Here is a 25,583-nt window from a genome sequence, read left to right as displayed (position 1 = left end):
GTCAGGCCCTCACTGGCCGGTGTGCTTGACGAGGGGTTGAGCGGACTTGTCGGCGTCGACTTGCACTTGATCTCCGACCTTGACGTGCTGCAGGCCCTCGACCACCACGCGTTCGCCAGGCGTCAGCCCTTCGCTGACGATCCAGCGGTCACCCTGGGCACTGCCCAGGACCACCTGGCGCTCGTCGATACGCTGCTGGTCATCGACCACCAGCACCTTGGGTACGCCAGCGCTGTCGCGCAGAATCGCCCGCTGCGGCACGCTCAGGCCCTTGGGCTGTACCGCCTGCTCCAGTCGCACGCGCACATAGCTGCCGGGCAGCAGGTCCAGGTCTGGATTGGGGAACTCGCTGCGCAAGGTAATCTGGTTGGTGCTCGGGTCGACGCTGATGTCGGAGAACAACAGCTTGCCCGGCAGCGGGTAGGCACTGCCGTCGTCCTGAATCAGCGTGGCGCGGGCCTGGTCGGGGCCGACCTGCTGCAATTCGCCGGCGCGCAGGGCGCGGCGCAAGGCATTGAGGTCGCGGGTCGACTGGGTGACGTCGGCATGGATCGGGTCGAGTTGCTGGATGACGGCCATCTCGGTGGCCTCGCTCTGTCCGACCAAAGCGCCCTCGGTGACCAGCGCGCGGCCGATACGGCCTGAAATCGGTGCGGTGACCGTGGCGTAGCCCAAGTTCAGTCGCGCACGCTCCAGTGCTGCCTTGGCCTCGGCCACCTGGGCACCGCCCTGCAGGAACGCGGCACGGGCGTTGTCGTATTCCTGACGGCTCACGGCATTTTCTTCGACCAACTGCCGGTAGCGCTGCTCCTGAAGCCGTGCCTGGTACAAGGTAGCCTCGGCGCGGGCGAGGGCAGCGCGAGCGCTGTCGTGATCGGCCTTGAACGGTGCCGGGTCGATCAGGAACAGCACATCGCCTTGCTTGACGTCGCTGCCTTCGCGGTACACCCGCTTGAGCACCACGCCGGCGATGCGGGCGCGTACCTCGGCCGTCCTGGGCGCCAGAATACGCCCGCTCAGTTCGGTGCTGATGGCCAGAGCCTGCGGCTGCACGGTCTCGACCCGCACCTGCGGGGCCGGCGCGTCGGTTTCCTGATCGTTGGCATCGTCGCAACCGGCCAGGACCAAGCCCAGCACGGTCAAAAGCGCCAGACGGCGCTTGAAGAAGGGAATAGACATACGGATCTTCCAGATAGGATCGTGCCTATGCTACGGCAGCCGTTCGCGTGCGGGCTGTTAAGCTATGTAGGTCGTGTGTGAAAAAGTGTAAGGAGCGTGCTGTGCGCTGCGTAGGATTCTATATCCTGCGGGCAACGGGCCGTGTCGGCCTTTTCCCTCTGATGACCCTCAAGCGCCCATGCCCAACATACTCTTGGTCGAAGACGACAGCGCGCTGTCGGAGCTGATCGCCAGCTACCTGCAACGCAACGATTTCCATGTCCGGGTAATCGCCCGTGGCGACCACGTGCTCGAGGAGTTCCGCCGCCAGCGTCCGGACCTGGTGGTGCTCGACCTGATGCTGCCCGGAATGGATGGATTGCAGGTCTGTCGCCTGCTGCGCCAGGAGTCGCAGAGCCTGCCCATCCTCATGCTCACCGCTCGCGATGACAGCCATGATCAGGTATTGGGCCTGGAGATGGGGGCCGATGACTACGTTAACAAGCCGTGCGAGCCACGAGTGTTGCTGGCCCGTGTACGCACTTTGCTGCGCCGTAGCAGCGTGGGCGAGCCGCGCCTGGACCACGAGCTGATCGAAATCGGTGGGCTGAGCATCGATCTGGCCGAGCGAACAGTCAGTTGGCGCGGCGCCGAGGTCGAGTTGTCCAGTGGTGAGTACAACCTGCTGGTGGTGCTGGCGCGCAATGCCGGCGAGGTGCTCAGTCGCGACCGTATCCTGCAGCAGCTGCGTGGTATCGAGTTCAACGGCACCGACCGCTCCGTGGACGTGGCGATCTCCAAGCTGCGGCGCAAGTTCGACGATCACGCCGGCGAAGCACGCAAGATCAAGACTGTGTGGGGCAAGGGTTACTTGTTCAGCCGGGTCGAGTGGGAGTACTGAGCCGCCATGCTCAAGTTCCTGGTACGACTCTACCTGCTGATCATCGTCGCCTACGCCGGCGCGCTGCTGCTGATTCCCGATGCCATCGTCGGTGCGTTCCACGATCGTTTCATGGCCTACAACCTGGATCAGACCCGTGGTGTGCAATCGCTGATCGTCCGTCAGTTCCAGCAGGCGCCTCAGTCACGCTGGCCGCAGGTGGAGCAGGAACTGGCTGCCGCGTTCGCACCCTTGCAGGTGCAACTGCTGCGCATGGACGACCCGGATCTCAAGCCAGCCGAGCGCGCACGCCTGGAACGCGGGCAGCACGCCCTGCGCCTGGCGGACTGGGGTTATTACCAGACCATCATGGCGCCGCTGGATCGCAATTGGTTCGTGCGTCTGAACTCGCCACCGGACCCGCTGGACATCAACGTGTTGTCGTGGGGCGTGACGGTACTGATCGGCGCGGCCATGCTCGGCTGCCTGCTGCTGTGGGTCTGGCCGCACTGGCGTGACCTGGAGCGGCTCAAGGACACCGCCCGACGCCTGGGGCGCGGCGAGATGTCCGAGCGCACGCAGATTTCCCCGCGCTCCAACATCGGCGAGCTGGCTGGGGTGTTCGACACCATGGCTGGCGACCTGGAGCGTCAGGTCAGGCAGCAGCGCGAGCTGCTCGATGCCGTCTCCCACGAGCTACGTACGCCTTTGACCCGGCTGGACTTCGGCTTGGTACTGCTGTTCGACGAGGTGCCCGCCGCCAGTCGCAAGCGTCTGCTGGAACTGGTCGGGCATGTGCGCGAGCTGGACGAACTGGTGCTGGAGCTTTTGTCCTACAGCCGGCTGGACAACGCCGAGCAGGTGCGCGAGCGGGTGGAGGTGTCGCTGGTCGAACTGGTCGACAGCGTGATCGGGGGTTTCGCCGAAGAGCTCGACGGGCGCGGCGTCCAATGGGAGGTGCACGCCGATGAGGGGCTGCCGCGCTTCGTGCTCGATCCGCGGCTGACAGCGCGGGCGGTACAGAATCTGGTGCGCAACGCCATGCGCTACTGCGACCGACGCCTGCTGCTGCGCCTGACCCAGGAAGCCGACCGGGCTTGTCTGCTGACGGTCGAGGATGATGGCATCGGCATTCCGCCCGAAGAACGCGAGCGAATTTTCCAGCCGTTCTATCGTCTGGACCGCAGCCGAGACCGCAGTACCGGTGGCTTCGGCCTGGGCTTGGCGATCAGCCGTCGAGCCATCGAGGGGCAGGGCGGAACCCTGACGGCGGCGCAGTCCGCCTTGGGCGGGGCGCAATTCAGGATTCGCCTTCCGGCAGGTGCCCTGCAACCCAGCTGAACAGCGCTCGCAAAAAAGGGCTGCCGAGCAGCCCTTTGTGCATCGTCCGTGAGGACTTAGAACACCACACCCTGACTACGCAGGTAGTCATCGTAAGTGCCGCTGAAGTCGATCACGCCATCAGCTGACAGCTCGATGATGCGCGTAGCCAGCGAGGATACGAACTCGCGGTCATGGCTGACGAACAGCAGGGTGCCCGGATAGTTCTCCAGCGCCAGGTTCAGCGCCTCGATGGATTCCATGTCCAAGTGGTTGGTCGGCTCGTCCATCACCAGCACGTTGGGCTTCTGCAGGGTCAGCTTGCCGAACAGCATACGGCCTTGCTCACCACCGGAAATCACTTTGACCGACTTGAGAATCTCGTCGTTGGAGAACAGCATGCGGCCGAGCGTGCCACGGATGACCTGCTCGCCACTGGTCCACTGACCCATCCAGTCGAACAGGGTCACGTCGTCTTCGAAGTCGTGGGCATGATCCTGCGCGTAGTAACCCACCTCGGCGCTGTCGGTCCACTTGACCGAACCGGCGTCGGGCTGCAGTTCACCGACCAGGGTGCGCAGCAGCGTGGTCTTGCCGATGCCGTTGGGGCCGATGATCGCCACGCGCTCGCCGGCTTCGACGGTGATGTCGAAGTTCTTGAACAGCACCTTGTCGTCGAAGGCCTTGGCCATTTTTTCCACGACCACAGCCTGACGGTGCAGTTTCTTGGTCTGTTCGAAGCGGATGAACGGACTGACCCGGCTGGAGGGCTTGACCTCGGCCAGTTGGATCTTGTCGATCTGCTTGGCCCGGGAAGTGGCCTGCTTGGCCTTGGAGGCGTTGGCCGAGAAGCGGCTGACGAAGGTCTGCAGCTCGGCGATCTGTGCTTTCTTCTTGGCGTTGTCCGAGAGCAACTGCTCGCGGGCCTGGGTGGCTGCGGTCATGTACTCGTCGTAGTTGCCTGGGAACAGACGCAGTTCACCGTAGTCCAGGTCGGCCATGTGGGTGCAGACACTGTTGAGGAAGTGACGGTCGTGGGAAATGATCACCATGGTACTGTTGCGCGCCGTGAGCACGTTTTCCAGCCAGCGGATGGTGTTGATGTCCAGGTGGTTGGTCGGCTCGTCGAGCAGCAGCACGTCCGGATCGGAGAACAGCGCCTGGGCCAGCAGCACGCGCAGTTTCCAGCCCGGCGCCACTTCGCTCATCGGACCGAAATGCTGCTCCAGCGGAATACCCAGGCCCAGCAGCAGTTCGCCAGCACGCGATTCGGCGGTGTAGCCGTCCATTTCAGCGAACTCGGTTTCCAGCTCGGCGACGGCCATGCCGTCTTCCTCGGTCATTTCCGGCAGCGAGTAGATGCGGTCGCGTTCTGCCTTGACCTTCCACAGTTGGCTGTGACCCATGATCACTGTGTCGATGACACTGAACTGTTCATAGGCGAACTGATCCTGACGCAGCTTGCCCAGGCGCGTATTGGGCTCGAGCATCACCTGGCCGGCGCTGGGCTCCAGATCGCCGCCCAGGATTTTCATGAAGGTCGACTTGCCGCAACCGTTGGCGCCGATCAGGCCGTAGCGGTTGCCGTTGTTGAATTTGACGGAGACGTTCTCGAACAGGGGCTTGGAGCCGAACTGCATGGTGATGTTGGCTGTGGAGATCAAGTGCTTGTCCTGCGGGGGTTCCAGAGGTGTATTTAGGCTATCCCGGCGCTGTCGGGCCATTTTTCGGCCCGTTCGACTCGGGGCGGCAGCTTCTCCAGCTCCCTCCAGTCCGAGGAGGAGCTGATCCATTTCGCGTAGGTAGAGAGCAACAGCTCTACGCTATGGCCGAGCTGATTGGCGATGAACGCGGGGTTCATCCCAGGCATCAGGCACAGAGTTGCGTAGGCGTGGCGGGTGTCGTACTGACTGCGTTCACGGATGTTCAGCGCCTTGAGCGCTGATTTGAAGTGGCGGATTGTAACACTTGGCTCGTCGATCCACAGCCCACCTTTGCCCGGCTGGAGCAGAAAGGGCTTTGCGGGTATGCCGGTTTGAATACCAAACGTCAACATTTCGCCAGCCGCCAAGCCTGATGTACGGCGTTATTCTCCCTCCCTCGCCGCCGCCATCTGATCGTTGAACCGCCTGAAGAATTCCGTGTAATCCTCGCCGCGCTCGGCGAAGCGCAATGGCTTCACCCGTTCCACCAGAATTTCGTCCGCATCCGGTGAGTGCTCGAAGATTGCCATCACCTCGTCGATGAACTCACGCAACGGCATGGCATGGGGATCGTTCGCCTGACGTTGGCCCATCAACTCGGTTTGTACGTAGGGCGGAGCGATTTCATGCACGCGCACACAGGTGTCTTTCAATTGATAGCGCAGTGACTGCGTGTAGGAATGAATCGCCGCTTTGCTGGCGCTGTAGCTGGGCGTGAGGGCTAATGGCAGAAACGCCAGCCCTGAAGACACGGTAATGATCGTCGCGTGAGGTTGTTGCAAAAAGTGCGGCAGTAGCCAGCCGTCCAGACGCATGGGGCCTAGTAGGTTGGTGGTGATGGTGGCATCCAGTTCGGTGGGGCCTGCTCTGAGTGATTCGCCGCGCATGATGCCCGCGGCATGCAGCACGCCGTTCAAAGTCGGGTAGTCGCGGATCAACGCCTGTGCCACGCGCTGCAGATCTTCGGCATCGCTGACGTCCAGCACTTTGTACTGCAGGCCGGGGTTATCCGCCACCTGCTGACGCAACACCGACTCGCGCCGCCCGGCGATGATCACCTCGTTGCCCAGGGCTGAAAACGCCTTGGCCAATTCCAGGCCGATACCGCTGCCGCCGCCGGTGACCAGAAGAGTATTACCTGTCGTTTGCATGATCGTTCCTTTCTACGGATGTAGTGTGAGGTGAACACGGGGTGGGCATTGCTGGTTATCAGCGATGGGTGAGCGAAAGCGTGGAGATGATGCAAATCGAACCATCGTCAGCCGGCGTCGTTTCAGTTTGATCGACCTGATTGTAGACGCCGCCATGGAATTCGAAGCGCTGTGAACTCCACGTCTTATCGAATTGAAGAGGACCGCAGGATCCGGAAGCGCCGTTGCATTTCGCAGTCACTGTTATCTGGCCCTGGGCGGTGGCCTGTAGGGTCACGGTGAACTCGGCACCCAGCGGCACATTTTCCAGCACCGCCATGTTAGTTGGCGTTGCTTGGTTATAGGTCCGGCGAAAACCCAGGGTGAGGCTGCCCTTGTTCCAGAACACCTTGACGGGCGGTCCGTCATCACCTCTCACATGCATCTGCGAAACCACCACCTTTTGTGCAGAGTTGACTTTGGTAAGTCGCATCGTTTGCCGGTTCAGGTGTTCAGTTGCACTCGCCAGCGTCCAATTTGTGGATTCAGACCACTCGCAACGGGTTCGCCGTGTACTTTTGCTCGACGCGCCTTTTGTGGGTGCCGAGAGCTGGACAGACCCGTCGTCCAGCACCTTGATGATGCTGGGGTATTTCGCGATCGCCTCCGAGCCTTTCATCTCAAGCGCGACCGGGTTCTTCGCCGATGTCGGTAGGGGTGTAGTGATGGTGAGGTTATTGATGTTTACAGTCATGTCGCCTTCCTTGTGCGGCCGGGGTCGTAGGTGACGATTGCACGCCATGTTGAATCAACCGTCTCAACCATTCATCTTCGCCGCCAATAGCGCACGTTCCTTGCTCAATGACTTGAGTACGCCGGGCTGTCCTCCGACTTTCATGAACAGGAAGTAGCGTTCGTGTTCATCGTGGAGGAGGCGATAGACATTGGCTGACCTTTCAGCATTAGGCGGCGTGAGTTTGTCCACGATCAATGTGTAGGCGTCCACTCCGAGGTCGCTCAAGGCGCTCTGCAGCTCAGCATCAACTTTCAAGCGCCATCTTTTCGAGTTGTATCGATACGCCCAAATCGCAAACGCGATAGCCAGTATTGGCATTACCCCGCAGGCGAAGATCGTCAGAACGTTATCCATGAAGCCTCTTCATGACCTGGAAAACCCGTTATCAATACCGGCGGGCGCCCAGAACTGCAAAAGAGGTCTACAGGCACTGCCCGCTGCCTGTCCATCCAGCCTGGATGCAAAGCCAGTAGCACCGTCAGGCGCGCCATAGTAGGTTGCGCCTTCAACACAACCTGTCCGGTTCGTTGCCTGTAGGCCCATGGACCGGGCACTCACCATTGGGGAGGTCAGATGGACACTGTTCAATCAATCAGTCAGCGAGAAATGGATGCCGCCCTCGTGGCGTTTGCCCGCTTCAAGATCGGCGAGATCAAGCTCTTCGATCTGGAGCAGGCCATGAGCTTCGATGCAGGGGACGCGCTGTCCAGAAGCGGGCTGGTGAGGTTCTCGATCAGCAAAATGGCGTCGGGCCGTTATCGCATCAGCGATGAAGGCGAGAATGCGATCACCCAGGCAGGGCGGGAACGTCTGGAGGCGCTTCGCGGATAAGCGCCGGGCTACGGTAGCTGTTCAGGCGAGGCCCCGGCAAAGCCCAGCCTCGTCGTGAACGGCGCACTGATACTGCAACTGAAACCCTGTGGATCGTAAGTCAGGTTCGCACTGCCATCGAACGCATTGCGCAGGCTGCCATTGATCATCAACGTGCCGTAGCCCTTGTGGGTGGGCGCTGTTACCGGTGGGCCGTTTCCTTCCTGCCAGGTCAGGTCGAAATAGGGGTCGCTCTCTTCGCCGGTGCGCAGCGACCAAGCGACACTGAGTCTCCCGCCAGGTTCGGAGAATGCGCCGTACTTGGCAGCATTGGTCGACAGCTCATGCAGTACCAGGGCGATGGAGGACGCAGCCTCCGGTGCCAGGGTGATCGCAGGACCGTTGAAAAGCGTCTGGTGCGTGCAACTGTAGGGCGCCAAGGTGCCCTGCAGCAGTTCGAGCAAGCCGGTTTGCTGGTGAGTGACGGCCAGCGCGTGGGCTTTTTGCATCATCACCAGGCGTCCCTCGAACGCCTTGCGAAAGTTCGCGGGGTCGGGGTAGTTGCGTGAGGTGAAGACGGCCATGGCGCCGATGGTGGTAAACAGGTTGCGCATGCGGTGGTCGAGCTCCTCGACCAGAATCTTCGCCGCCTCTTGCGTTCTGCTATAGGCGAACAGGTGCGCGCACAGCTCGGTGGCATGGCCAAGCAGCTCACGCTGGTCCCCGCTCAAAGGCACGTCGAGTGGATGGATGACGGCGATGCTGCCTTGCACCACGCCTTCGTTGCTCAGTGCGGGGAACGACACCAGCGATTGCAGACCATGGGCGTGGAACAGCGCTTTCCATTCGGCAGAAAATCGCGAGTCGCAGGCGACGTTCGGTACTTCGACCGGACGTCCTGTCATCACCGCCATGCCGCATGAGCCACGTTTGCCCGTGATCAGATTGCCTACCAGCTGGGCGCCGAACTGTTCCGGCAACGCTGGAAAAATGGCGTGGCGAAAGGTTTTCCCGGGTTTGTCCAGGACGGTGACACCTACCGTAGTGCCAGGCATTTCAGCCTGCAGGGCGTTCACGAAGGCTTCCAGCAATGGAAGCACTGGTCCACCAACGGCCATGACGCCAAGCGCTTTTTGGCGAAATGCATCAATCAGCTGGAGCATGGTCAGGTCACTCGAAACGATAAGCTGAACGGCAGCGTCTAGGGTGGGGGCTGGCGGATGCTCGGCGCCCAGGGCAGCGCTGCGCGAGGCACATGATGCGTCAAAAGGCTGCACTCGCCAAGCAAACAAACTCTTGGGAAAGGGCGCAGGTGTCGCGATCGGGTAACCATCGTTAAATGGCGGGCAAAGAAAAGCCCGCTGGGGAGGGCGGGCGAAGTATTTCACGGATGTGGCTTAACCTTGCCACCCGCCAGGTGAAAATGTCGTGAAGATAGTGTCGCAAAGATCTGTAGTTGGAAAAAACTGGATCCTCCCGATGACCCCGATTAGTGTGCCGGGTGTCTCATCCCTTCCAGGAGCCATCCGTGTCCAACGCTTATACCTTGATGCCATCACCCGTAGGCACTTTGACACTGGTCGCGCGTGGCGAGTGTCTGGCTGCCGTACTTTGGGAAGAAGAGCGTGAGAACCGGGTGCGGCTCGGTGAGCTACACCGCGAGGACCGCTTGCCGGTGTTGCGTGAAACCGCTCGCCAACTGGGTGAATACTTCGCGGGGCAGCGTGAGCGCTTCGAACTTCCATTGGATTTTGCCGGCACCGACTTCCAGCGCCAAGTCTGGGCGGCGTTGCTGACCATCCCCTTCGGGCAGACCCGCAGCTACAGCGATATCGCCCGTCAGATCGGCAATCCCTCGGCGGTGCGGGCGGTCGGGGCGGCCAATGGTCGCAATCCCATCTCGATCATCGCGCCATGTCACCGGGTGATCGGCGCGTCGGGCAGCCTGACGGGCTTTGCCGGTGGGCTGGCGGCCAAGCACTTCCTGCTGGCGCTCGAGGGACGCCAGAGCTTATCTCTGTTCTGAGTGCTCAGCGGCTGAACGCCCATGCCAAGACACAGGCCACGAGGCTGACCAACGTTCCCGCAAGCATTGTGTAGTGGCGGTGAGACTGGCGAGCATGCGCCTCGACGTTGCGCAGGTATTCGCCCGGGGTCGGAGGGTCAGGCCGATGACGCAGACCTTCGGCGATGTCGGCCAGCCTGCCGTGAATCAGCAAACCGACCAGGTAATAGCAAATGGCATAGCTGGCGATGATCAGCAGCAGGTATTTCACGCGGATCCGTCCTTGGTCGAGACAAGTGTCAAAGATAACCGCGTGCGCAGACTTTTACCCAGTGAAACTGAGATTTCCACGTTCATCGCGTGACCCAACCTTATGCCATGCTATCCGCCACAGCCTAAGCAGTACCCTACGAATGCGGGCGGTCTGTCGAGAGGTTATAGAGAATGCTGCGCTTTCAGAGCATGACGGCCAACACCGCAGGCCGCGACATGGCGGTAGGTGATATTCATGGTCATTTCCAGCGCCTGCAGGCGGCGCTGGAGCTCATCGCCTTCGATCCCTCGGTGGACCGACTCTTCAGCGTCGGCGATCTGGTGGATCGCGGTCCTGCCAGCGCGGATGTTCTGCATTGGCTGGCGCAGCCCTGGTTTCATGCAGTGCAAGGCAATCACGAAGCGTTGGCAATCACGCACGTGCGCGGTGGTCAACTCGATCTGGACATGTACCGTGCGGCGGGTGGCAGCTGGTTTCTGGACTTGGCGCCGAGCGAGCAGTTGCATTTGGTCGAACATTTCGAAGCGCTGCCCATCGCTATGCAAATACCCACGCCGCTGGGCCTGATTGGGTTGTTGCACGCGGACAGCCCGTTTCCGGACTGGCAGCAACTGCGCGCCGGCCTGGAGGTTGGCGATCAGAATGTGCAGGAGGTCTGCCAATGGTCCCGGCGGCGACTGAAAACGCACGATGCCAGACCGATGGAAGGCCTGCGCGCGCTGCTGGTCGGTCACACCCCGGTGCCCGAGCACAGGGTCCTGGGTAATGTCTGGCACTTGGATACGGGAGGGTGGAGCAATGGTTTCTTCAGCCTTCTGGACATCACGACCCTGAAGATCGCCACGCCCACATTCCGCTGATTCCCCTGCGCTGACGCACTCTGCACCCTCGACCCATCTCCCGTTAATCCGTACGCCTGCCGCGCCTAGCAGAGCGTCCGCATACCCTCACATTCGATAACCCGTGATTATTGAATGTATTCGTATCAGGAATTGAGGTGGAATAATTTTGATTCCTGGTATGTAATTACATGGTACGTAATACATTACGAAATCGTAGGAGTCATCATGGCCCGTGGAGGCATCAATAAGGCGGTGGTGCAGCAGGCGCGTCAGGCTCTCATCGCCAGGGGCGAGCATCCCAGTATTGATGCCGTCCGTATCGAGCTCGGCAATACCGGGTCGAAGACCACCATTCATCGTTATTTGAAAGAACTGGATGCGCAGTTGCCCGCGCAAAGTGCCCCGGCGCTGGGTGAGACGTTGGGCCGCTATGTGCAGCAGCTTGCAGACCAACTCAATGAGGAGGCCGAGGCCCGCGTTGCCCTGGCTCAAGCTGCGTTCAATGCCCAGATCGAACAGATGCGGACACAACTGAGTTTGGCCGAGCAAGCGCTTGTAGCCGCCGATCAGCAACACCAGATCCAGGCCAGCGCGTTGCAGAGTCAATCCGAGCAGCTCGAGACAACCCTGGCCAGCCTTCAGAGCGAGCAACTGCGCTGCGCCAGCCTCAACCAGTCTTTGGGCGAGCTCAAAGAGCGCCTGGACGATAAGGCTGAACAGATTCGGTCACTCGAAGACAAGCACCGCAATGCCCGCGATGCCTTGGAGCATTACCGCAGCGCCAGCCGTGAGCAGCGCGAGCAGGATCAACGTCGCCATGAGGCGCAGGTGCAACAATTGCAGGTGGAATTGCGCCAGATGCAGCAGGGGATGGTGGTACGCCAGGAAGAACTGACCCGGCTGCACCGCGACAATGAGCGGTTGTCAGTCGAGAATCGACAGCAACAGGCGCAGCGCAAGCAACTCGATGAACAACTGGAGCAGCGCGACGCCCAAGTCCAGGGACTGCGCTCGATCCTGGCTCAGGCCCAGGGCGCCAGCGAAGAGTTGCGCCGCCAGTGGGAGAATGATCGTCAGGCCTTGGAAAGTCAGCGTGAGCTGACTCTTGAGCAGGCACGCCTGGTCGAACGGCTACAAGATCGGCTGACGCTCAGCGAAGCTCGATCCGCGCAACTCGCCCAGGCCGCCGAGGCGCGTGAGAAGCAGATAAATCAAACTTCCCCGCCGTGACAGGCTCTTTCATAGACACATTCGAGGAGAGTAGAAGATGAGTACACACAAAATTCCTTCACATCACAGGGAAGGGCCGCATTCTTCGGAAGAGAGTTCTGGGGAAAAAGATCTTGGATTCGATCCGGATTCGCCGGATCTGGAAGATCCTCAGGTAGACCCGCAAGGTCCGGCCATTGCGCCCAAGGATCACGAAAAGAAAGACCACCACTGACGCGACGAGCCTCGGCGCTGCGCAGGCAGCCACCGAGGCTCTAGGCCTTCAGCCTTCCAGTTTCTTCGCCGCCTCTACGCCGGCACTGGATAACTTGATCGGGTAGCTGACGTCGAGTTGCTGATCAGCATCGACGCTGACGCAGCCGTCATGGATCAACCCCTCTTCTTGCAACGACTTGAGCATCCCGGCGACAGCCATCTCGCCGCGGTAGTTGTCCAGGATCTCCTTACCCAAGCCGTGAGGGTGGGCGTGTCGCAACCGGGTCAGCACCTCGGCGCGCAGGTCATCGTCACTCATATCAAACCTCTTTGATTACCGGTGAATCACTTGCCGTGCTTGGTTTGCAGTTGCTTGGCTTCCTGCAGGTGCTTTTCCAGCGCAGGCAAGGTCTGAACGGCAAAGGCCTTCAGCTCGGCCTTGTCGGAGGACTGAGCCTCCTTCTTGTACAACTCCACGGCTTTTTCGTGTGCAGCGACCTGATTGTTGACGTAGGACTTGTCAAACGACTCATCACGCCATTCCAGGATCACTTTCTTGATCTTGTCGGTCAGCGCAGCGTCATCCGGCACCTTGATGTCCAGCTTGCCCGCCAACTCGGTCAACTGCTGATTCACTTTGGTGTGATCGGTGACCATCTGCTGAGCGAAGGTCTTGATTTCGGCGTCCTTGCTCTTTTCCAGCGCCAGGTTGCCGGTGACCACTTCCGCGATACCTGCCTCTACAGCAGCATCGACGAAATCGTCCGAGGTGGCGGCCATCGCTTGTACCGAGGCCAGTCCCATGGCCATGCACAGTCCGGCTCGCTTGAGGAAGAGATTGCTCATGTGTCACTCCTTATCCGTGGGCGCGACGTCAGTGTCGCGTTCGGTTGAGCCACGGCCGGTGGAGAAAGTTTGATTTATCTCGCTTTTTTTCAGGCGCCATTGGGGCGGGGAGGGGCGGGCTGCTTTCGGTGCCGTCAAGGCGGACACCGAGAATGCAGTTGCAATTTAATTGTTATAACGTAACATTTTATCCCGATTTTTCTTTCAGGATTTCCGCGTGTGCTCTCTGCCTTTCATTCCTGCCTCACCTAATTCCTGCACCTGCCATCCAGGCGCAGCATTTGTCCTGATCGGGTGCTGACATGGTCGATCTATTGATACGCAACGCTCGCTTGATCAACGAGGGCCGCGTCTTCGAAGCCGACGTGCAGGTGAACCATGGACGCATCGAAAAGATCGCCACGAGCATCGACGGCGCTTGTGCCAACCAGGAAATCGACGCCCAGGGTCAGTGGTTAATGCCTGGGATGATCGACGACCAAGTCCATTTTCGCGAGCCCGGAGCCGCGCACAAAGGCACGATGGCCAGCGAATCGCGGGCGGCAGTGGCTGGCGGCATCACCAGCTTCATGGACATGCCCAACACCCTTCCGGCCACGTTGAGCCTTGCGGCGTTGGCCGATAAGAAGCATCGCGCCGCCGCCACTGCCCAGGCCAACTATGGATTTCATTTCGGTGTCAGCTGCGACAATTTGGACACCGTTGCTAGGCTCGACCCCCGAGAAGTCGCCGGGGTCAAGGTGTTCATGGGCGCCTCCACCGGCAACATGCTGGTCGACGACCCGCAGGTGCTCGAGCGCTTGTTCCGCGACTGTCCGACCATCCTGTTGGCGCACTGCGAGCACACGCCCAGCATCCTCGCCAATGAAGCGCGCTGGCGTGCCAGCCATGGTGAGGCTATCCCTGCGGCGGCGCATCCATTGATCCGCGACGCCGAGGCATGCTACCGCTCATCTTCTCTGGCCGTGGCGATGGCGCGCAGACTGGGGACACGCCTGCATGTACTCCACCTGACCAGCGCGCGCGAGTTGGCGCTGTTCAGCACAGGCGCGCTGAGCGACAAACGCATCACTGCTGAGGTCTGCCTGCATCATCTACTGTTCGATGACCGCGACTATGACCAACTGGGCCATCTGATCAAATGCAACCCCTCGATCAAGACCCGGGCAGACCGCGATGCGCTGCGCCAGGCACTGGCCAGCGATGTCATCGACGTAATCGGTACCGATCATGCGCCCCATACCCTGGAGGACAAACAGCGCCCTTACAGCCAGGCGCCTTCAGGACTGCCGCTGGTGCAGCACGCATTGCCGGCAGCGCTGGAGGTGGTGGCCGATGGCGTGTTGAGCTTGCCAAAGCTGGTGGAGAAGACCAGTCACGCGGTGGCCAGGCTATTCGGTATTCGTGACCGCGGTTTCCTGCGCGAGGGGTATTGGGCGGATCTGGTATTGGTCGAGAAGCTGGCTACGCCGCGTCCGGCCACTGATGACCCGGTGCTGGCCCACTGCGGCTGGACGCCGTTCCAGCACCACGCCTTCCGCCATGTGGTGCGCAGCACGGTGGTGTCGGGGCAACTCGCCTGGCACCAGGGTCAGGTGCAGCCGGGCTGCCAAGGGCTGCCATTGATGTTCGATCGATGATTCATTTCTTCCACGAGCGTGTCCCATGACTGAAGAAGAGTTGCTTGCACAGGCACCAGAAGCCTACATGAATGAACCCCAGCGTCAGTTCTTCCGCAACCTGCTGCTGGCGCAGCGTACCGATCTGCAGACGCGCATCGATCAGGAGTTTCGTGCGTTGCGCGAGCAGGAGGTGCACAGCGATCCAGCTGATCTGGGCAGCGCCGAAGAGGAAAGGCAGTGGCAACTGCGCTCTCTGGAACGGGAAAAACGCCTGCTGGACAAGATCGACCAGGCGCTTGAGCGCCTGGCGCGCGGCGACTATGGCTGGTGCGATGAAACCGGCGAGCCGATCGGGTTGCGCCGCCTGCTGCTGCGTCCCACGGCCACCTTGTGCATCGAGGCCAAGGAGCGCCAGGAACTGCGTGAGCGGCACCTGCGCGACGACACCTGATACGTTCTAGTCGGTCAACACCGGCTGGACGTGACGCTGCCACCGCACCGCGCTGACGCCTTTCTCCAGACTCACCCGGCTGACCAGGCGTTCCAGTTGGGCGGGCGCCTGGGGCGTGCCGAGCCACTCGGCGCGGACCTCAAGACGTTGTGCGTCGGGCAAATCTTCGCTGTGCAGCGACTGCAGACGCAGCCCAGGGTCGTTTAGGCTGTGCAGCATCAGGCTGCGCACTTGAATCTCGTCTTCGGTGCGGCAGACGATGCGCACTTCGAAGTGTTGCTCGACTTCGCTGGCCGGGACCATATCCTGGCGGTCGAGGCGTTGGGCGATCTCACGCAGCAGGATGTTAGCGCACAGTACCGTCAAGCTGCCCAAGGTGGCTTCCAGCAGCAGACCAAGGCTGCACAGCACACCGATGGCGGCGGTGCACCAGAGCGTGGCAGCGGTGTTCAAGCCGCGCACGTTGAAGCCGTCGCGCATGATCACGCCGCCGCCCAGAAAGCCGATGCCCGACACCACGTAGGCGGCGATGCGCGACGCGTCGCTGGGCGTCATACCTGGCACCGCCTGGGTCATCAGCACGAACAGGCAGGCGCCGGTGCTGACCAGCGCATTGGTGCGCAGGCCGGTCAGACGCTGGCGCAGTTGACGTTCGGCGCCGATCAGGGCGCCCAGAGCGAGCGCCACGCCGACGCGCAGCAGAAATACTTTCCAATCCATAGCAAACCTCTTTCCACGGGACAATGCCCGCACGCGCGTCACTGGCTTCAGTGACGCCGATGAAGTGAATGAGTGCGCAGGACCACAGTGCTCGCCAGCAGCAGCCGGCTGAGTGGAAGGAGAAGGGGATGAGCCTGTACAGGCATCAGGGGCCGCTATCTACCGTATTCGGCAAGACAGCGGCAGGAATACTGCCGGACTAGCTTGCCGTGTGGACCTGTCGCAATCGACTGGGGCTACTGTCCAATGCAGGACTCCTGTTGGGGATGCGAAATTGCGCGGCGGACATTACCCCGCGCCAAGCGATCGATCAAGGGCAGATCGATGACAATTGCTTCATCGCTGAACGCTCCTACCGATTTCGAAGGCCTGTCCGGCGGTGGTAATCTTGCGCCATTCGTTTTTCACGCCGGACCGTCACATGCTGTTCAACATCGCCGTGCTGCTCGCCACCCTCGTGGCCATGGAGGGTGTCGGTACCTTGGCCCACAAATACATCATGCACGGCTGGGGCTGGTGGTTGCATCGATCGCATCATCGACCGCACCTGGGGATGCTCGAGACCAACGACTTCTACCTGCTTGCCCTAGCGTTGGTTGCGACCGCCCTGGTGGCTTTAGGCAAGGCCGGCTACCCACCGTTGCAATGGGTGGGTGGCGGTGTCGCAGGCTACGGCCTGCTCTACGTGGTGGCTCACGATGGCCTGTTCCATCGACATTGGCCGCGCCATCCCCGGCTCCTGCAGCCCTATCTGAAGCGGCTGTACCGCGCCCATCGCCTGCACCATGCGATCAAGGAGCGCACAGGCAGCGTATCGTTCGGCTTCTTTTATGCACCGCCCTTCGAGGCGCTAAAGCGCCAGTTGCGCGAGCGTCGGCGTGACTGAACGGCGCACCTGTGTCCGAGCGGCGACACGTCGCGTTGCGGGCGCCCGCCAGGCGCAGTAGGATTCGCGCTTTTGCCGAAGGATTAGCTCGTCATGCCGTTCCAGCAAGGTCTGCTCGCCACCCCGGTACCGGTCCACGCCCGTCACTTGTTCTTCGCCCTGCAACAGATCGATGCCGCTGCGGCGGCACTGGAAGCGCTGCTGGGTGAGGTCGATGGGCGCAGCCTGATCCTCGGCATTGGCCTGCCGTTGAGCAAAGCCCTGGGCCGCGACATACCGGGCCTGCGCAGCTTCCCGCAATTGGACGCGGTGGTGGAAAACCCCTCCACTCAGCATGCCCTGTGGTTGTGGTTGCGCAGCGACGAGCGGGGCGACCTATTCCTGCGCGCTCAAGCACTGGAACAGGCCCTGGCGCCGGCTTTCACCTTGGTGGACAGCGTCGACGGCTTCCTGCATCGCGGCGGACGCGATCTGACCGGTTACGAAGATGGCACCGAGAACCCGCGTGACGAAGAAGCCGTGGAAGCGGCAATCGTGGCATCGGAGGCCGGCGATATGGCCGGGTCCAGTTTCGCGGCGTTCCAGTTGTGGAAGCATGACCTGACCTACTTCAAATCGCTGCCGCAGCCCGAGCAGGACGACATCATTGGTCGACGCCTGAGCGATAACGAGGAACTGGACGAGGCGCCGGAATCGGCCCACGTCAAGCGCACGGCGCAGGAAAGCTATGCGCCGCAAGCGTTCATGGTGCGTCGCTCGGTGTCCTGGGCCGACACCCGTGGCGCAGGGCTGGCCTTCGTTGCCCTGGGGCGTTCCTTCGAGGCGTTCGAGGCTCAGCTGCGGCGTATGAGTGGCCTGGAAGATGGCGTCGTCGATGCCTTGTACCGCTTCAGTCGACCGCTGACGGGTGGCTATTACTGGTGCCCACCCATGGGCCGTGCCGGACTGGACCTGCATCGGCTGATCGGCTGAGCGCCCCCCACACAAGGCGCCGCACTCAAGCGGTGCCTTCTACACGACGTCATCTCCAAGCACAAAGCTGCCGCACCAAATACCCCGCCTTGCACCTTTAGCGCCGCCGGTCCGCTGGCCTGTCAATAAAACGAATCGCCCGTTTTCGGCGCACTCCGAACCTATGTACGGCGCACGACCGTGCACATCCCACAGCCCAAGAGGTGCAAGACCATGGCCAATAACCAGAGCAAGACTGGCAGTCAGGGTGGTACCAAGAATCCTGGCAACTTCGCCAATGACCGGGAGAAAGCGTCTGAGGCCGGACGCAAGGGTGGACAGCACTCCGGTGGCAGTTCCGGTGGCAAGAAAGACGACATGAGCCACAAGGGCGGTCGTTCCTGAGGTGCTGGGCAGTGCCGGTGCCTCCGGCACTGCCGCAGTTCATCGTCGTGTGTTTGGCTCACTGGCAGGTGCGACTGCCGGTTTGGCAACAGGAGCCATAGATGGCCCGTGCAATCTGGAAAGGCGCGATCAGTTTTGGCTTGGTGCATATCCCTGTGTCTCTGAAAACCGCCGTACACAGCGAGCGCATCGACTTCGACTGGCTCGACAAGCGCAGCATGGAGCGGGTCGGCTATAAGCGGATCAACAAAGTTACCGGCAAGGACATCGACAAGGCAGAGGTGGTCAAGGGCGTCGAGTACGAGAAAGGTCGCTACGTAGTGATCAGCGAAGAAGAAATTCGCAAGGCGCGGCCAGAGGCGACCCAGACCATCGATATTTTTTCGTTCGTCGAAGCGAGCGAGATTCCTCTACAGCATCTCGATACCCCGTATTACCTGAGCCCCGATAAACGCGGCGGTAAGGTTTACGCGCTGCTGCGCGAGACGCTGGCCAGCACCGCTAAGGTTGCGCTAGCGACCGTGGTGCTGCACACCCGCCAGCATCTGGCCTTGATTCGACCGCTGGACGGGGCGCTGGTGTTGATGACCTTGCGCTGGCCAGACGAGGTTCGTGGCGTCGATAGCTTGGAGCTCGGTACCGAGGTCAAGGACGTCAAGCTGGACAAGAAAGAACGAGACATGGCCAAACGTCTAGTGGAAGACATGAGCGGCCCTTGGTCTCCCGATCAGTATCACGATGCGTTTCGCGACACGATCATGGAATTGGTGGCAGAGAAGGCCAAGAGAGGCAAGATTGCCAAGGTCCGCAAGGGCGGCGGCGACAAAGGCGATCAGGGTGCCGACATTCTTGATCTCACCGAACTGCTCAAGCGCAGCCTTGCCGGCAAGGGTAAAGGCGCTCAGCCTTCCAAGAAACCGGCGGCGAAGAAAACCCGCAAGGCATCCTAGGTCGCCTTCAGGCGCAGATGTGCTCCGCGCCTGAGGTCTTACGGGTCAGTGGGGCGCGCGGACGATGGTCTTGAGCAGATCCTCAGGACTGATGTGCCCGACTACGGCACCTACGGCACTGCCGGGTGAGGGCAGATCGATGATATGGCCCTTCATGCGCCCGACGACATGCATTTCGCAGGGCTTGCAGTCGAACTTCAAAGTCAGCACTTCGTCGCCGTGCACCAGTTGCATCGGCGCCACCTTGGTGCGCACCCCGGTCACGCCTTTGGCCTGCTTGGGGCACAAGTTGAACGAAAAACGCAGGCAGTGCTTGGTGATCATTACCGGCACGTCACCATGCTCCTCGTGCGCCTCGAACGCCGCATCGATCAGTTTCACCCCGTGGCGATGGTAGAAGTCGCGCGCCTTCTGGTTATAAACGTTCGCCAGGAACGACAGGTGCGCCTCGGGATAGACCGGCGGCGGGGTGGTTTCGGCCTTGCGATAGCCGCGCGGATGCGCTTTGACGCGTGCGTCGGTCAGCGCTTCGATGGCCTCGCGGCGCAGGGCCTTGAGTTGCGAATTTGGAATGAAATAGGCCTGCGGCGCATCCAGTTCGACGGCCTCGGCGTGGTACTGGGTGGTGCCCAGCTGGCCCAGCAGATCATGCAACTGATCCAGTGCCTGTTGAGACTTGTTGGCCGTGCCGAAGGGGCCGTCCAGGGCTACTTGCGCGGTGATGCCTTCTTCGCTGGTGACACTCAGTGCCAGGCGCTGCTCAGTGAGTACGGCCTGCCAGCGCACCGCGACTCGCCGTTCGGAGGACGTGCGCTGCAAGGCCTGCTGCCAGTTATGGTCCAGGTTGCGCGACAACGGATGGTTGGGCCGCAGCTTGTGCAGGCCTTCAGGCATTTCGTTGGGCTCGACACGATAGCGGTAGCGGGCCTGGCCGTCCTCTTCGAACACGCCACGGGGTTCGGCGATATTGGCGCGGAATCCCACCACCTCGCGCTTGACCAGCACGTTCAGGCCATCGCCATTGGTCAGCGGCACCTCAGTCACGACCATCAGGTCGCGCTTGCCGACTTTCTCCACCACCCCCACCGGCAGGCCGGTAAAGGTCGGCGAGTCGAAGGCGCCGATGTCGATCTTGCGGTCGCTGACGAAATAGTCGGTGCTGCCGCGGTGGAAGGTCTTGTCCGGGTCGGGCACGAAGAAGTGCTGGGTCCGACCGCTGGACGCGCGGGCCAGGTCGGTGCGGTCTTCGAGGATCGCGTCCAGTTCGCGGCGGTAGTGGGCCGTGATGTTCTTCACGTAACCCATGTCCTTGTAGCGCCCCTCGATCTTGAACGAGCGCACGCCGGCGTCCACCAGGTCGCGCAGGTTGGCGGTCTGGTTGTTGTCCTTCATCGACAGCAGGTGTTTTTCGAAGGCGACCACCCGGCCTTGGTCGTCCTTGAGCGTATACGGCAGGCGGCAGGCCTGGGAGCAGTCGCCACGGTTGGCGCTGCGCCCGGTCTGGGCGTGGGAGATGTTGCACTGTCCCGAGAACGCCACGCACAGCGCGCCATGGATGAAGAACTCGATCGCCGCGTCGGTTTCGGCAGCAATGGCGCGGATCTGTTGCAGGTTCAGCTCACGGGCCAGGACCAGTTGCGAGAAGCCGGCCTGGTCGAGGAACTTGGCCCGCTCCAGGGTGCGGATGTCGGTCTGGGTGCTGGCATGCAGCTCGATCGGCGGAATGTCCAGTTCCATGACGCCCAGGTCCTGTACGATCAGTGCATCGACGCCGGCGTCGTACAACTGGTGGATCAGCGCACGGGCCGGCTCCAGTTCGTTGTCGTGAAGAATGGTGTTGATCGTGGTGAACACCCTTGCATGGTAGCGCCGGGCGAACTCGACCAATTCGGCGATATCGGCGACCTCGTTGCACGCATTGTGCCGCGCACCGAAGCTAGGGCCGCCGATATAGATGGCATCGGCGCCATGCAGGATCGCCTCGCGGGCAATGGCCACGTCGCGGGCAGGGCTGAGCAGTTCCAGGTGGTTCTTTGGAAGGGACATATCGTTATGAATTCGGGCTGGCACGGTTTGGCCGGCATTGTAGCGGCGAAACGGGCCGCTGGCACCCTTGGCTGCCGGAAGGCAGGCGCCTGGGGCGTGGCACCTGCGCGGCTGGAGTGCGGTGTCAGCCCTTGGCCGCCATCGCAGTGACTTCCACCTTCATCCCTTCGAACGCCAGCGCCGCCACGCCGACAGCGGCGCGCACGGGCCAGGGCTTGGCGAAGAAACGCTGGTAGACCTGGTTGAAGACCGCGCGATCGGCCATGTCGGTCAGGTAAATGGTCAGGTGCAGCACGCGGTCCATCGAGCTGCCGGCGCCTTCGAGCGCATCCTTGAGTGCCTGCAGGGTGCACTCGCATTGGGTGACGATGTCGCCCAGCTCCAACTCGCCGTCGGCGCGCACGGGAATTTGCGTGGTGACCAGCACGCCGTTGAACTCGGCGACGTCGGAGGAAATGGACTCGGCGTCCGCATCGGGGGTGAAGGTGATACCTGTCTGAGCCATGGATGAATCTACCTTGCGCTGGACTGAAACGGGCAAGCCTACGCGAGCGTCACGAAAGGGTCGAGTCGGCTGCGTGCTGCGAATGGCATTGAAATGACGGGGCTGGCACCGCAGAATCGCCGCGGATTTCAGGCAAGGGGTTGGCATTGAACGAACTGTCACTGTCGCAGCGGCTGGAACGCGTGGCGGCTTACATTGCACCGGGTGCGCGCCTGGCCGATATCGGCTCAGATCACGGGTATCTGCCGGTGGCCTTGGCGCTGCGCGGCGTACTCGAAGCGGCGGTAGCCGGCGAGGCTGCGGTCACGCCGTTCGAGTCGGCGCAGCGCAACGTCAAACGCAACGGCCTTGAGCACCGCGTCACGGTACGTCTGGCCGATGGCCTGGAGGCCATCGACGTTCATGACCGTATCGACACCGTCAGCTTGTGTGGCATGGGCGGCGAGACCATGGTCGAGATCCTGCAACGGGGCCAGGCGCGACTGCACCGGCGCGAGCGCCTGGTGCTGCAGCCCAACGGTGGCGAGCAACCGTTGCGGCAATGGCTGATGGACAACCGCTACCGCATCGTGGCTGAAGAGGTGCTGCGGGAAAACCGCTTCGACTACGAGATCATCGTCGCCGAACCGGCCGAACCGGTGAGCTACAGCGCCCAGGAGTTGCTGTTCGGGCCACTGCTGATGCGTGAGAAGAGCGCAGCGTTCGTCGACAAGTGGCAGCGCCTGCGCCGCCAGCGGCAGATGGCCCTGGCCAATTTTGCCCGAGCCCGGGATGTGCCGCAGGACAAGGCGCGTCTGTTCGCCTTGCACATCGAGTGGATCGAGCAACTGCTTGGCTGAATACCCTGGCCTGCGGCATCTCATGATAGATTCTCGCCCCCTGGGTAACGTTCGACCTCAAAGGATTGCCGACCATGGATATGCTGCATGCGATGCGCACCTTCGCCCGCGTGGTGGAGTGCGGCAGCTTCGCCGGTGCCGCCAATGCGCTGGACATCTCGGCGGCGCAAGTGTCGCGGATCGTCGCAGAATTGGAGAAGCAGTTGCAGACCCGCTTGCTGCACCGCACCACCCGGCGCCTGCGCATGAGTGAGGCTGGGGAGCGCTTCCTCGAGCGTTGCCGGCAAATCATGTTGCTGACCGAAGAGGCCGTCGACGAAGCCCGTGGCGCCCACCTCACGCCGCGCGGACGGCTGCGGGTGCATTGCAGCCATGGTCTGGGCCTGCTGATGATGCCGCTGGTGGCGCGCTACAACGCCAGTTGCGCAGAAGTGGTGATGGAGCTGACGCTGTCCCAGCGCAACCCCGACCTGCTCGCCGAGGGGCACGATGTGGTGATCGCCATCGGCCAGGGCCTGCCGGATTCGCAACTGATCGCCATCCCGTTGGGCAGCATTTACAGCGTGCTCTGCGCCTCGCCCGACTATCTGGCTCGCCAAGGGATACCCAAGCAGCCCGAAGACCTGCACCAGCACATCTGCCTGCGCACGGTGGATCCGTTGTTCGAAGAAGACTGGCCGTTCGGTGAAGGGCCGGACGCGTGCGTGATCCATCCGCAGGACACCTTTCTGACCAACGTTGCAGACGCCATGGTCAAGGCCACTGAGCTGGGAATGGGGATTGGCTTGCTGCCTTATTACTCGGCCAGTCAGGCGCTGCAAGATGGCAGGTTGTTGCGACTGTTAGCGCCACATCGTCTGCGCCAGCGGGAGATCTACGCGATCTACCCTTCGCGGCACTATCTGGATGCCAAGGTACGAACCTGGCTGGACTTTCTCAAGGAACAACTGCCGCTGTTGTTCCAGGCCCATGAACAGCGGGTGGACGATCGCACCTGCTGGCGTTGATCGTCCACCGCCAGGTCGCTTATTTGCTGTCCTGGTCCTCGGCGGCGCCACCGGTCACACCGGCGCCACTGCCGGTGGCTTCACCGGTGCTGCTGGAGCCCCCGGTGCTACCGTCAGCTGCACCCGCGCTGCTGGTGTCGCTGCTGTCGTTATCGCGCGTGCCACCTGGATTGTTGACGCTGGTGCCGTTGCCAGGGGTCTTGCTTTTCTGGATTTCGGCGTTGGAGGCTGGGGCCTTGTGATCGGTGCTGTTCATCTCGCCGGCGGCGAAGGCAGCACTGGAGGTCAGGCCGATGGCCAGGGCGAGTAGAAGCGGACGCGTGCGAACCATGGTGAATCTCCTGTGGGTGAACGTCTTTCGTTCGGCTACCGAGCCGGGGCAGGGTGCCCGGTAGCCGACGAACGGTCGTGGTACGGGTCCACGACCTGACGCCCTCACGCCGTTTCGGTACGCGTGGGTGTAGCGCTCTCGCCGGTTACCGCGTCGACGATCGGCGGGTGGTCCTGGGCGGCGTGGATCAGCTCTTCGGTCATGCGCAGTTCTGCACCCGTCGGCGAGAATGTGGCCGTTGGTGCGAAAGGCGCCGGATGCTCCGGCGCCGGCCGCTTGCCACGACGCCACATGAAGAAGCTGACCATGGCCAGGTTGATCACGGCGAAGGCCCAGAACAGACCATCCGCACCGTAGGAGGTCATCACTGGCGAGATGGCCAGCGGACTCATCGCCGAGCCCAACGAGTTGATCAGCAGCAGCCCCTGGATCATCGGCACCAGCGCGTCCATCGGCGCGCGGTCGGCGGCGTGACTGACCGCCACCGGATACACCGCGAACACGCCGCCGCCAAACAGGAACAACACCGCCGGTAACCAGGGCGAGGACGAGGGCAGCAGCAGGATCACCACCGAGAGCACCACGCACAGCGCGCCCAGGGCGATCAGCACGTCCTGGCGGTCCTTGCGGTCCGACCAGCGTCCGACCGGATATTGCAGCAACATGGCGCCGAGGATCACCCAGGCCATCATGTGGCCGACTTCCCCCACATCCATGCCAATGCGTTGCAGGTACAGCGGCAGCAGGGCATACACCGCCGCGATGGCCACACCCGAGCCGAAGCAGCCGACCAGCCCGCTGGGCGTCACGCCCAGCAGTTGCCGTGGCTTGAGCGGCTCGACCTGCTCGAGCAGCGGCGAGACCCGTGGCAGGATCACGATCGGCAGCACCGACAGCGCCGCGAGCATCCCGGCCACGGTGAAGGGTGCGCTGTCGCCAAGACTGACCAGGTCGCCGAGCAAGGCCTGGCCCAGCACGCCGGCGCCATACAGGGCGATCATGTACAAGGCCAGCAGGCGGCCACGGATCTTCGCATCGCCGGCCAGCAGCAGCCAGCTTTCGATCACCAGGAACACCCCGACCGTGGCCCAGCCGTTGAGCAGGCGCAGGGCGAACCAGCCCCAGGTGTCGACGAACAGACCTTGCAGCAGGATGGTGGCAGCGATCAGCGAGGCGAAGCTGCTGTAGGCGCGGATATGGCCGATGCGCAGGATCAGCCGGTCGTTGAAGACGGCGCCGAGGGTCAGGCCGATGAAGAAGCCGGAGGAGACGATACCGATCATCGTCGCCGATTCGCCGGCCTCGCCCAGGCGCAGGGTGGTCAGGGAGTAGAGCAGGCCATTGCCCAAGGCAATGATGAACAGTCCAAGCAGGGGTGCCAGCGCCATGGCCAGCAAACGCGGTGACATACGTACCTCAAGTGATCGATCAGCGGATGAGCCTTTTCGATCACACAGGCCAGGCCGGCCGCTGGAGGGTCGGGGCTGTGCGACGGTGCCAGGGTGGGGTGCGACCAGGGCAAGACTCAACCGCAGACTCGCGCAGGCGAGGTCGGGCGGGGTCGGTTGAGCCTGTGGCACATGGGCGATGTGGGTTAGGCGCAGACGTGGTCATTGCTGCCGGTGGCCACCGTACGAGGCGACTGGGCGAAAAGGGCGCGGCATTCTACGTCCTGGGCCGC

At 62.0% G+C, this 25,583-nt stretch carries 30 protein-coding genes; 15 read left to right on the top strand and 15 right to left on the bottom strand.

Annotation, left to right across the window (positions count from 1 at the left end; all coding sequences use genetic code 11):
* Positions 1-9: 9 nt before the first annotated feature.
* Positions 10-1,179 (bottom strand): efflux RND transporter periplasmic adaptor subunit, encoded by a 1,170-nt coding sequence (locus tag ACK2SD_RS13165; protein ID WP_412459960.1) that lies wholly within the window; start codon positions 1,177-1,179, stop codon positions 10-12.
* A 178-nt stretch (positions 1,180-1,357) separates the two neighbouring features.
* Here ACK2SD_RS13165 and ACK2SD_RS13160 point away from each other — a divergent pair, with 178 nt between their 5' ends.
* Complete coding sequence (locus ACK2SD_RS13160) at positions 1,358-2,059, top strand: response regulator (RefSeq protein WP_412459959.1); 702 nt, start codon at positions 1,358-1,360, stop codon at positions 2,057-2,059.
* Positions 2,060-2,065: 6 nt separating this feature from the next.
* Positions 2,066-3,379 carry an ATP-binding protein gene (locus tag ACK2SD_RS13155; protein ID WP_412459958.1) on the top strand — a complete coding sequence of 438 codons (1,314 nt, stop codon included), beginning with the start codon at positions 2,066-2,068 and terminating at the stop codon, positions 3,377-3,379.
* 56 nt (positions 3,380-3,435) lie between these two features.
* On the opposite strand, the gene ACK2SD_RS13150 is transcribed toward ACK2SD_RS13155, so the two are convergent.
* The 5 genes from ACK2SD_RS13150 to ACK2SD_RS13130 all read right to left on the bottom strand — a co-directional run bounded on the left by ACK2SD_RS13150 (position 3,436) and on the right by ACK2SD_RS13130 (position 7,341).
* Positions 3,436-5,022, bottom strand: a complete 1,587-nt coding sequence (locus tag ACK2SD_RS13150) for an ABC-F family ATPase (RefSeq protein WP_039577712.1) — start codon at positions 5,020-5,022, stop codon at positions 3,436-3,438.
* Between the two features lie 32 nt (positions 5,023-5,054).
* Positions 5,055-5,414 carry an integrase gene (locus ACK2SD_RS13145; RefSeq protein WP_412459957.1) on the bottom strand — a complete coding sequence of 120 codons (360 nt, stop codon included), beginning with the start codon at positions 5,412-5,414 and terminating at the stop codon, positions 5,055-5,057.
* 30 nt (positions 5,415-5,444) lie between these two features.
* A complete protein-coding gene (locus ACK2SD_RS13140) occupies positions 5,445-6,212 on the bottom strand; it encodes an SDR family oxidoreductase (RefSeq protein WP_039577719.1) in 768 nt (255 codons plus the stop codon).
* Positions 6,213-6,270: 58 nt separating this feature from the next.
* On the bottom strand, positions 6,271-6,945 hold the full coding sequence (locus ACK2SD_RS13135) for a polysaccharide lyase family 7 protein (protein ID WP_412459956.1): 675 nt from the start codon (positions 6,943-6,945) through the stop codon (positions 6,271-6,273).
* A gap of 63 nt (positions 6,946-7,008) precedes the next feature.
* Positions 7,009-7,341 carry a hypothetical protein gene (locus tag ACK2SD_RS13130; RefSeq protein WP_412459955.1) on the bottom strand — a complete coding sequence of 111 codons (333 nt, stop codon included), beginning with the start codon at positions 7,339-7,341 and terminating at the stop codon, positions 7,009-7,011.
* Between the two features lie 219 nt (positions 7,342-7,560).
* On the opposite strand from ACK2SD_RS13130, the gene ACK2SD_RS13125 reads away from it, so the two are divergent.
* Positions 7,561-7,818, top strand: a complete 258-nt coding sequence (locus ACK2SD_RS13125; protein WP_029612618.1) for a hypothetical protein — start codon at positions 7,561-7,563, stop codon at positions 7,816-7,818.
* A gap of 8 nt (positions 7,819-7,826) precedes the next feature.
* Here ACK2SD_RS13125 and ACK2SD_RS13120 read toward each other — a convergent pair whose 3' ends face one another.
* Positions 7,827-8,873 (bottom strand): HWE histidine kinase domain-containing protein, encoded by a 1,047-nt coding sequence (locus ACK2SD_RS13120; RefSeq protein ID WP_412459954.1) that lies wholly within the window; start codon positions 8,871-8,873, stop codon positions 7,827-7,829.
* Positions 8,874-9,325: 452 nt separating this feature from the next.
* On the opposite strand from ACK2SD_RS13120, the gene ACK2SD_RS13115 reads away from it, so the two are divergent.
* The gene (locus ACK2SD_RS13115; RefSeq protein WP_039577729.1) at positions 9,326-9,823 is read left to right on the top strand and encodes a methylated-DNA--[protein]-cysteine S-methyltransferase; all 498 of its coding nucleotides are present in this window, start codon (positions 9,326-9,328) and stop codon (positions 9,821-9,823) included.
* A gap of 4 nt (positions 9,824-9,827) precedes the next feature.
* Here ACK2SD_RS13115 and ACK2SD_RS13110 read toward each other — a convergent pair whose 3' ends face one another.
* Complete coding sequence (locus ACK2SD_RS13110; RefSeq protein ID WP_412459953.1) at positions 9,828-10,073, bottom strand: hypothetical protein; 246 nt, start codon at positions 10,071-10,073, stop codon at positions 9,828-9,830.
* A 173-nt stretch (positions 10,074-10,246) separates the two neighbouring features.
* Between ACK2SD_RS13110 and ACK2SD_RS13105 the strand changes: the two genes are divergently transcribed.
* The 3 genes from ACK2SD_RS13105 (at position 10,247) to ACK2SD_RS13095 (ending at position 12,362) form a co-directional block, all read left to right on the top strand.
* Positions 10,247-10,936 carry a metallophosphoesterase gene (locus ACK2SD_RS13105; RefSeq protein ID WP_412459952.1) on the top strand — a complete coding sequence of 230 codons (690 nt, stop codon included), beginning with the start codon at positions 10,247-10,249 and terminating at the stop codon, positions 10,934-10,936.
* 207 nt (positions 10,937-11,143) lie between these two features.
* Positions 11,144-12,148, top strand: a complete 1,005-nt coding sequence (locus ACK2SD_RS13100; protein WP_412459951.1) for a DNA-binding protein — start codon at positions 11,144-11,146, stop codon at positions 12,146-12,148.
* A 37-nt stretch (positions 12,149-12,185) separates the two neighbouring features.
* A complete protein-coding gene (locus ACK2SD_RS13095) occupies positions 12,186-12,362 on the top strand; it encodes a DUF6021 family protein (protein ID WP_412459950.1) in 177 nt (58 codons plus the stop codon).
* Positions 12,363-12,410: 48 nt separating this feature from the next.
* Here the strand turns inward: ACK2SD_RS13095 and ACK2SD_RS13090 are convergent, their stop codons facing one another.
* On the bottom strand, positions 12,411-12,662 hold the full coding sequence (locus tag ACK2SD_RS13090) for a hypothetical protein (RefSeq protein WP_029612627.1): 252 nt from the start codon (positions 12,660-12,662) through the stop codon (positions 12,411-12,413).
* A gap of 26 nt (positions 12,663-12,688) precedes the next feature.
* Entirely contained in the window at positions 12,689-13,189 is a 501-nt protein-coding gene (locus ACK2SD_RS13085) for a DUF4142 domain-containing protein (RefSeq protein ID WP_039577738.1), read from the bottom strand.
* A gap of 302 nt (positions 13,190-13,491) precedes the next feature.
* Between ACK2SD_RS13085 and ACK2SD_RS13080 the strand changes: the two genes are divergently transcribed.
* Both ACK2SD_RS13080 and dksA read left to right on the top strand, forming a co-directional pair.
* On the top strand, positions 13,492-14,829 hold the full coding sequence (locus tag ACK2SD_RS13080) for a dihydroorotase (RefSeq protein ID WP_412459949.1): 1,338 nt from the start codon (positions 13,492-13,494) through the stop codon (positions 14,827-14,829).
* A gap of 25 nt (positions 14,830-14,854) precedes the next feature.
* Positions 14,855-15,262: an RNA polymerase-binding protein DksA gene (gene dksA / locus ACK2SD_RS13075; RefSeq protein WP_412459948.1), complete on the top strand. Its 408-nt coding sequence runs from the start codon at positions 14,855-14,857 to the stop codon at positions 15,260-15,262.
* A 6-nt stretch (positions 15,263-15,268) separates the two neighbouring features.
* Here the strand turns inward: dksA and ACK2SD_RS13070 are convergent, their stop codons facing one another.
* Positions 15,269-15,982, bottom strand: coding sequence for an MgtC/SapB family protein (locus ACK2SD_RS13070; RefSeq protein WP_412459947.1), 714 nt, complete (start codon positions 15,980-15,982; stop codon positions 15,269-15,271).
* 421 nt (positions 15,983-16,403) lie between these two features.
* Here ACK2SD_RS13070 and ACK2SD_RS13065 point away from each other — a divergent pair, with 421 nt between their 5' ends.
* The 4 genes from ACK2SD_RS13065 (at position 16,404) to ACK2SD_RS13050 (ending at position 19,174) form a co-directional block, all read left to right on the top strand.
* On the top strand, positions 16,404-16,868 hold the full coding sequence (locus tag ACK2SD_RS13065) for a sterol desaturase family protein (protein WP_116888284.1): 465 nt from the start codon (positions 16,404-16,406) through the stop codon (positions 16,866-16,868).
* 93 nt (positions 16,869-16,961) lie between these two features.
* Positions 16,962-17,840, top strand: a complete 879-nt coding sequence (locus ACK2SD_RS13060; RefSeq protein ID WP_412459946.1) for a Dyp-type peroxidase — start codon at positions 16,962-16,964, stop codon at positions 17,838-17,840.
* Positions 17,841-18,053: 213 nt separating this feature from the next.
* A complete protein-coding gene (locus tag ACK2SD_RS13055; protein WP_029612636.1) occupies positions 18,054-18,224 on the top strand; it encodes a KGG domain-containing protein in 171 nt (56 codons plus the stop codon).
* Positions 18,225-18,325: 101 nt separating this feature from the next.
* Positions 18,326-19,174 carry a Ku protein gene (locus ACK2SD_RS13050; RefSeq protein WP_412459945.1) on the top strand — a complete coding sequence of 283 codons (849 nt, stop codon included), beginning with the start codon at positions 18,326-18,328 and terminating at the stop codon, positions 19,172-19,174.
* A 45-nt stretch (positions 19,175-19,219) separates the two neighbouring features.
* Here the strand turns inward: ACK2SD_RS13050 and ACK2SD_RS13045 are convergent, their stop codons facing one another.
* Positions 19,220-21,220: a peptidase U32 family protein gene (locus ACK2SD_RS13045; protein WP_412459944.1), complete on the bottom strand. Its 2,001-nt coding sequence runs from the start codon at positions 21,218-21,220 to the stop codon at positions 19,220-19,222.
* A gap of 124 nt (positions 21,221-21,344) precedes the next feature.
* Positions 21,345-21,725, bottom strand: a complete 381-nt coding sequence (locus ACK2SD_RS13040; RefSeq protein ID WP_029612638.1) for a RidA family protein — start codon at positions 21,723-21,725, stop codon at positions 21,345-21,347.
* 146 nt (positions 21,726-21,871) lie between these two features.
* On the opposite strand from ACK2SD_RS13040, the gene ACK2SD_RS13035 reads away from it, so the two are divergent.
* Entirely contained in the window at positions 21,872-22,564 is a 693-nt protein-coding gene (locus tag ACK2SD_RS13035) for a tRNA (adenine(22)-N(1))-methyltransferase (RefSeq protein ID WP_412459943.1), read from the top strand.
* Positions 22,565-22,638: 74 nt separating this feature from the next.
* Positions 22,639-23,571 (top strand): LysR family transcriptional regulator, encoded by a 933-nt coding sequence (locus tag ACK2SD_RS13030; protein WP_412459942.1) that lies wholly within the window; start codon positions 22,639-22,641, stop codon positions 23,569-23,571.
* Positions 23,572-23,590: 19 nt separating this feature from the next.
* Here the strand turns inward: ACK2SD_RS13030 and ACK2SD_RS13025 are convergent, their stop codons facing one another.
* Together ACK2SD_RS13025 and ACK2SD_RS13020 are read right to left on the bottom strand one after the other, a co-directional pair.
* Positions 23,591-23,902, bottom strand: a complete 312-nt coding sequence (locus tag ACK2SD_RS13025; RefSeq protein WP_029612643.1) for a hypothetical protein — start codon at positions 23,900-23,902, stop codon at positions 23,591-23,593.
* Positions 23,903-24,006: 104 nt separating this feature from the next.
* Positions 24,007-25,311: an MFS transporter gene (locus tag ACK2SD_RS13020; RefSeq protein ID WP_029612644.1), complete on the bottom strand. Its 1,305-nt coding sequence runs from the start codon at positions 25,309-25,311 to the stop codon at positions 24,007-24,009.
* Between the last annotated feature and the right edge of the window lie 272 nt (positions 25,312-25,583).

Origin of the sequence: Pseudomonas sp. SC11 (assembly GCF_047039205.1) — a bacterium.
GTDB lineage: Bacteria > Pseudomonadota > Gammaproteobacteria > Pseudomonadales > Pseudomonadaceae > Aquipseudomonas > Aquipseudomonas boreofloridensis.
Note: the sequence above shows the minus strand (reverse complement) of the source record. Positions and strands in the feature narration are given on the sequence as shown.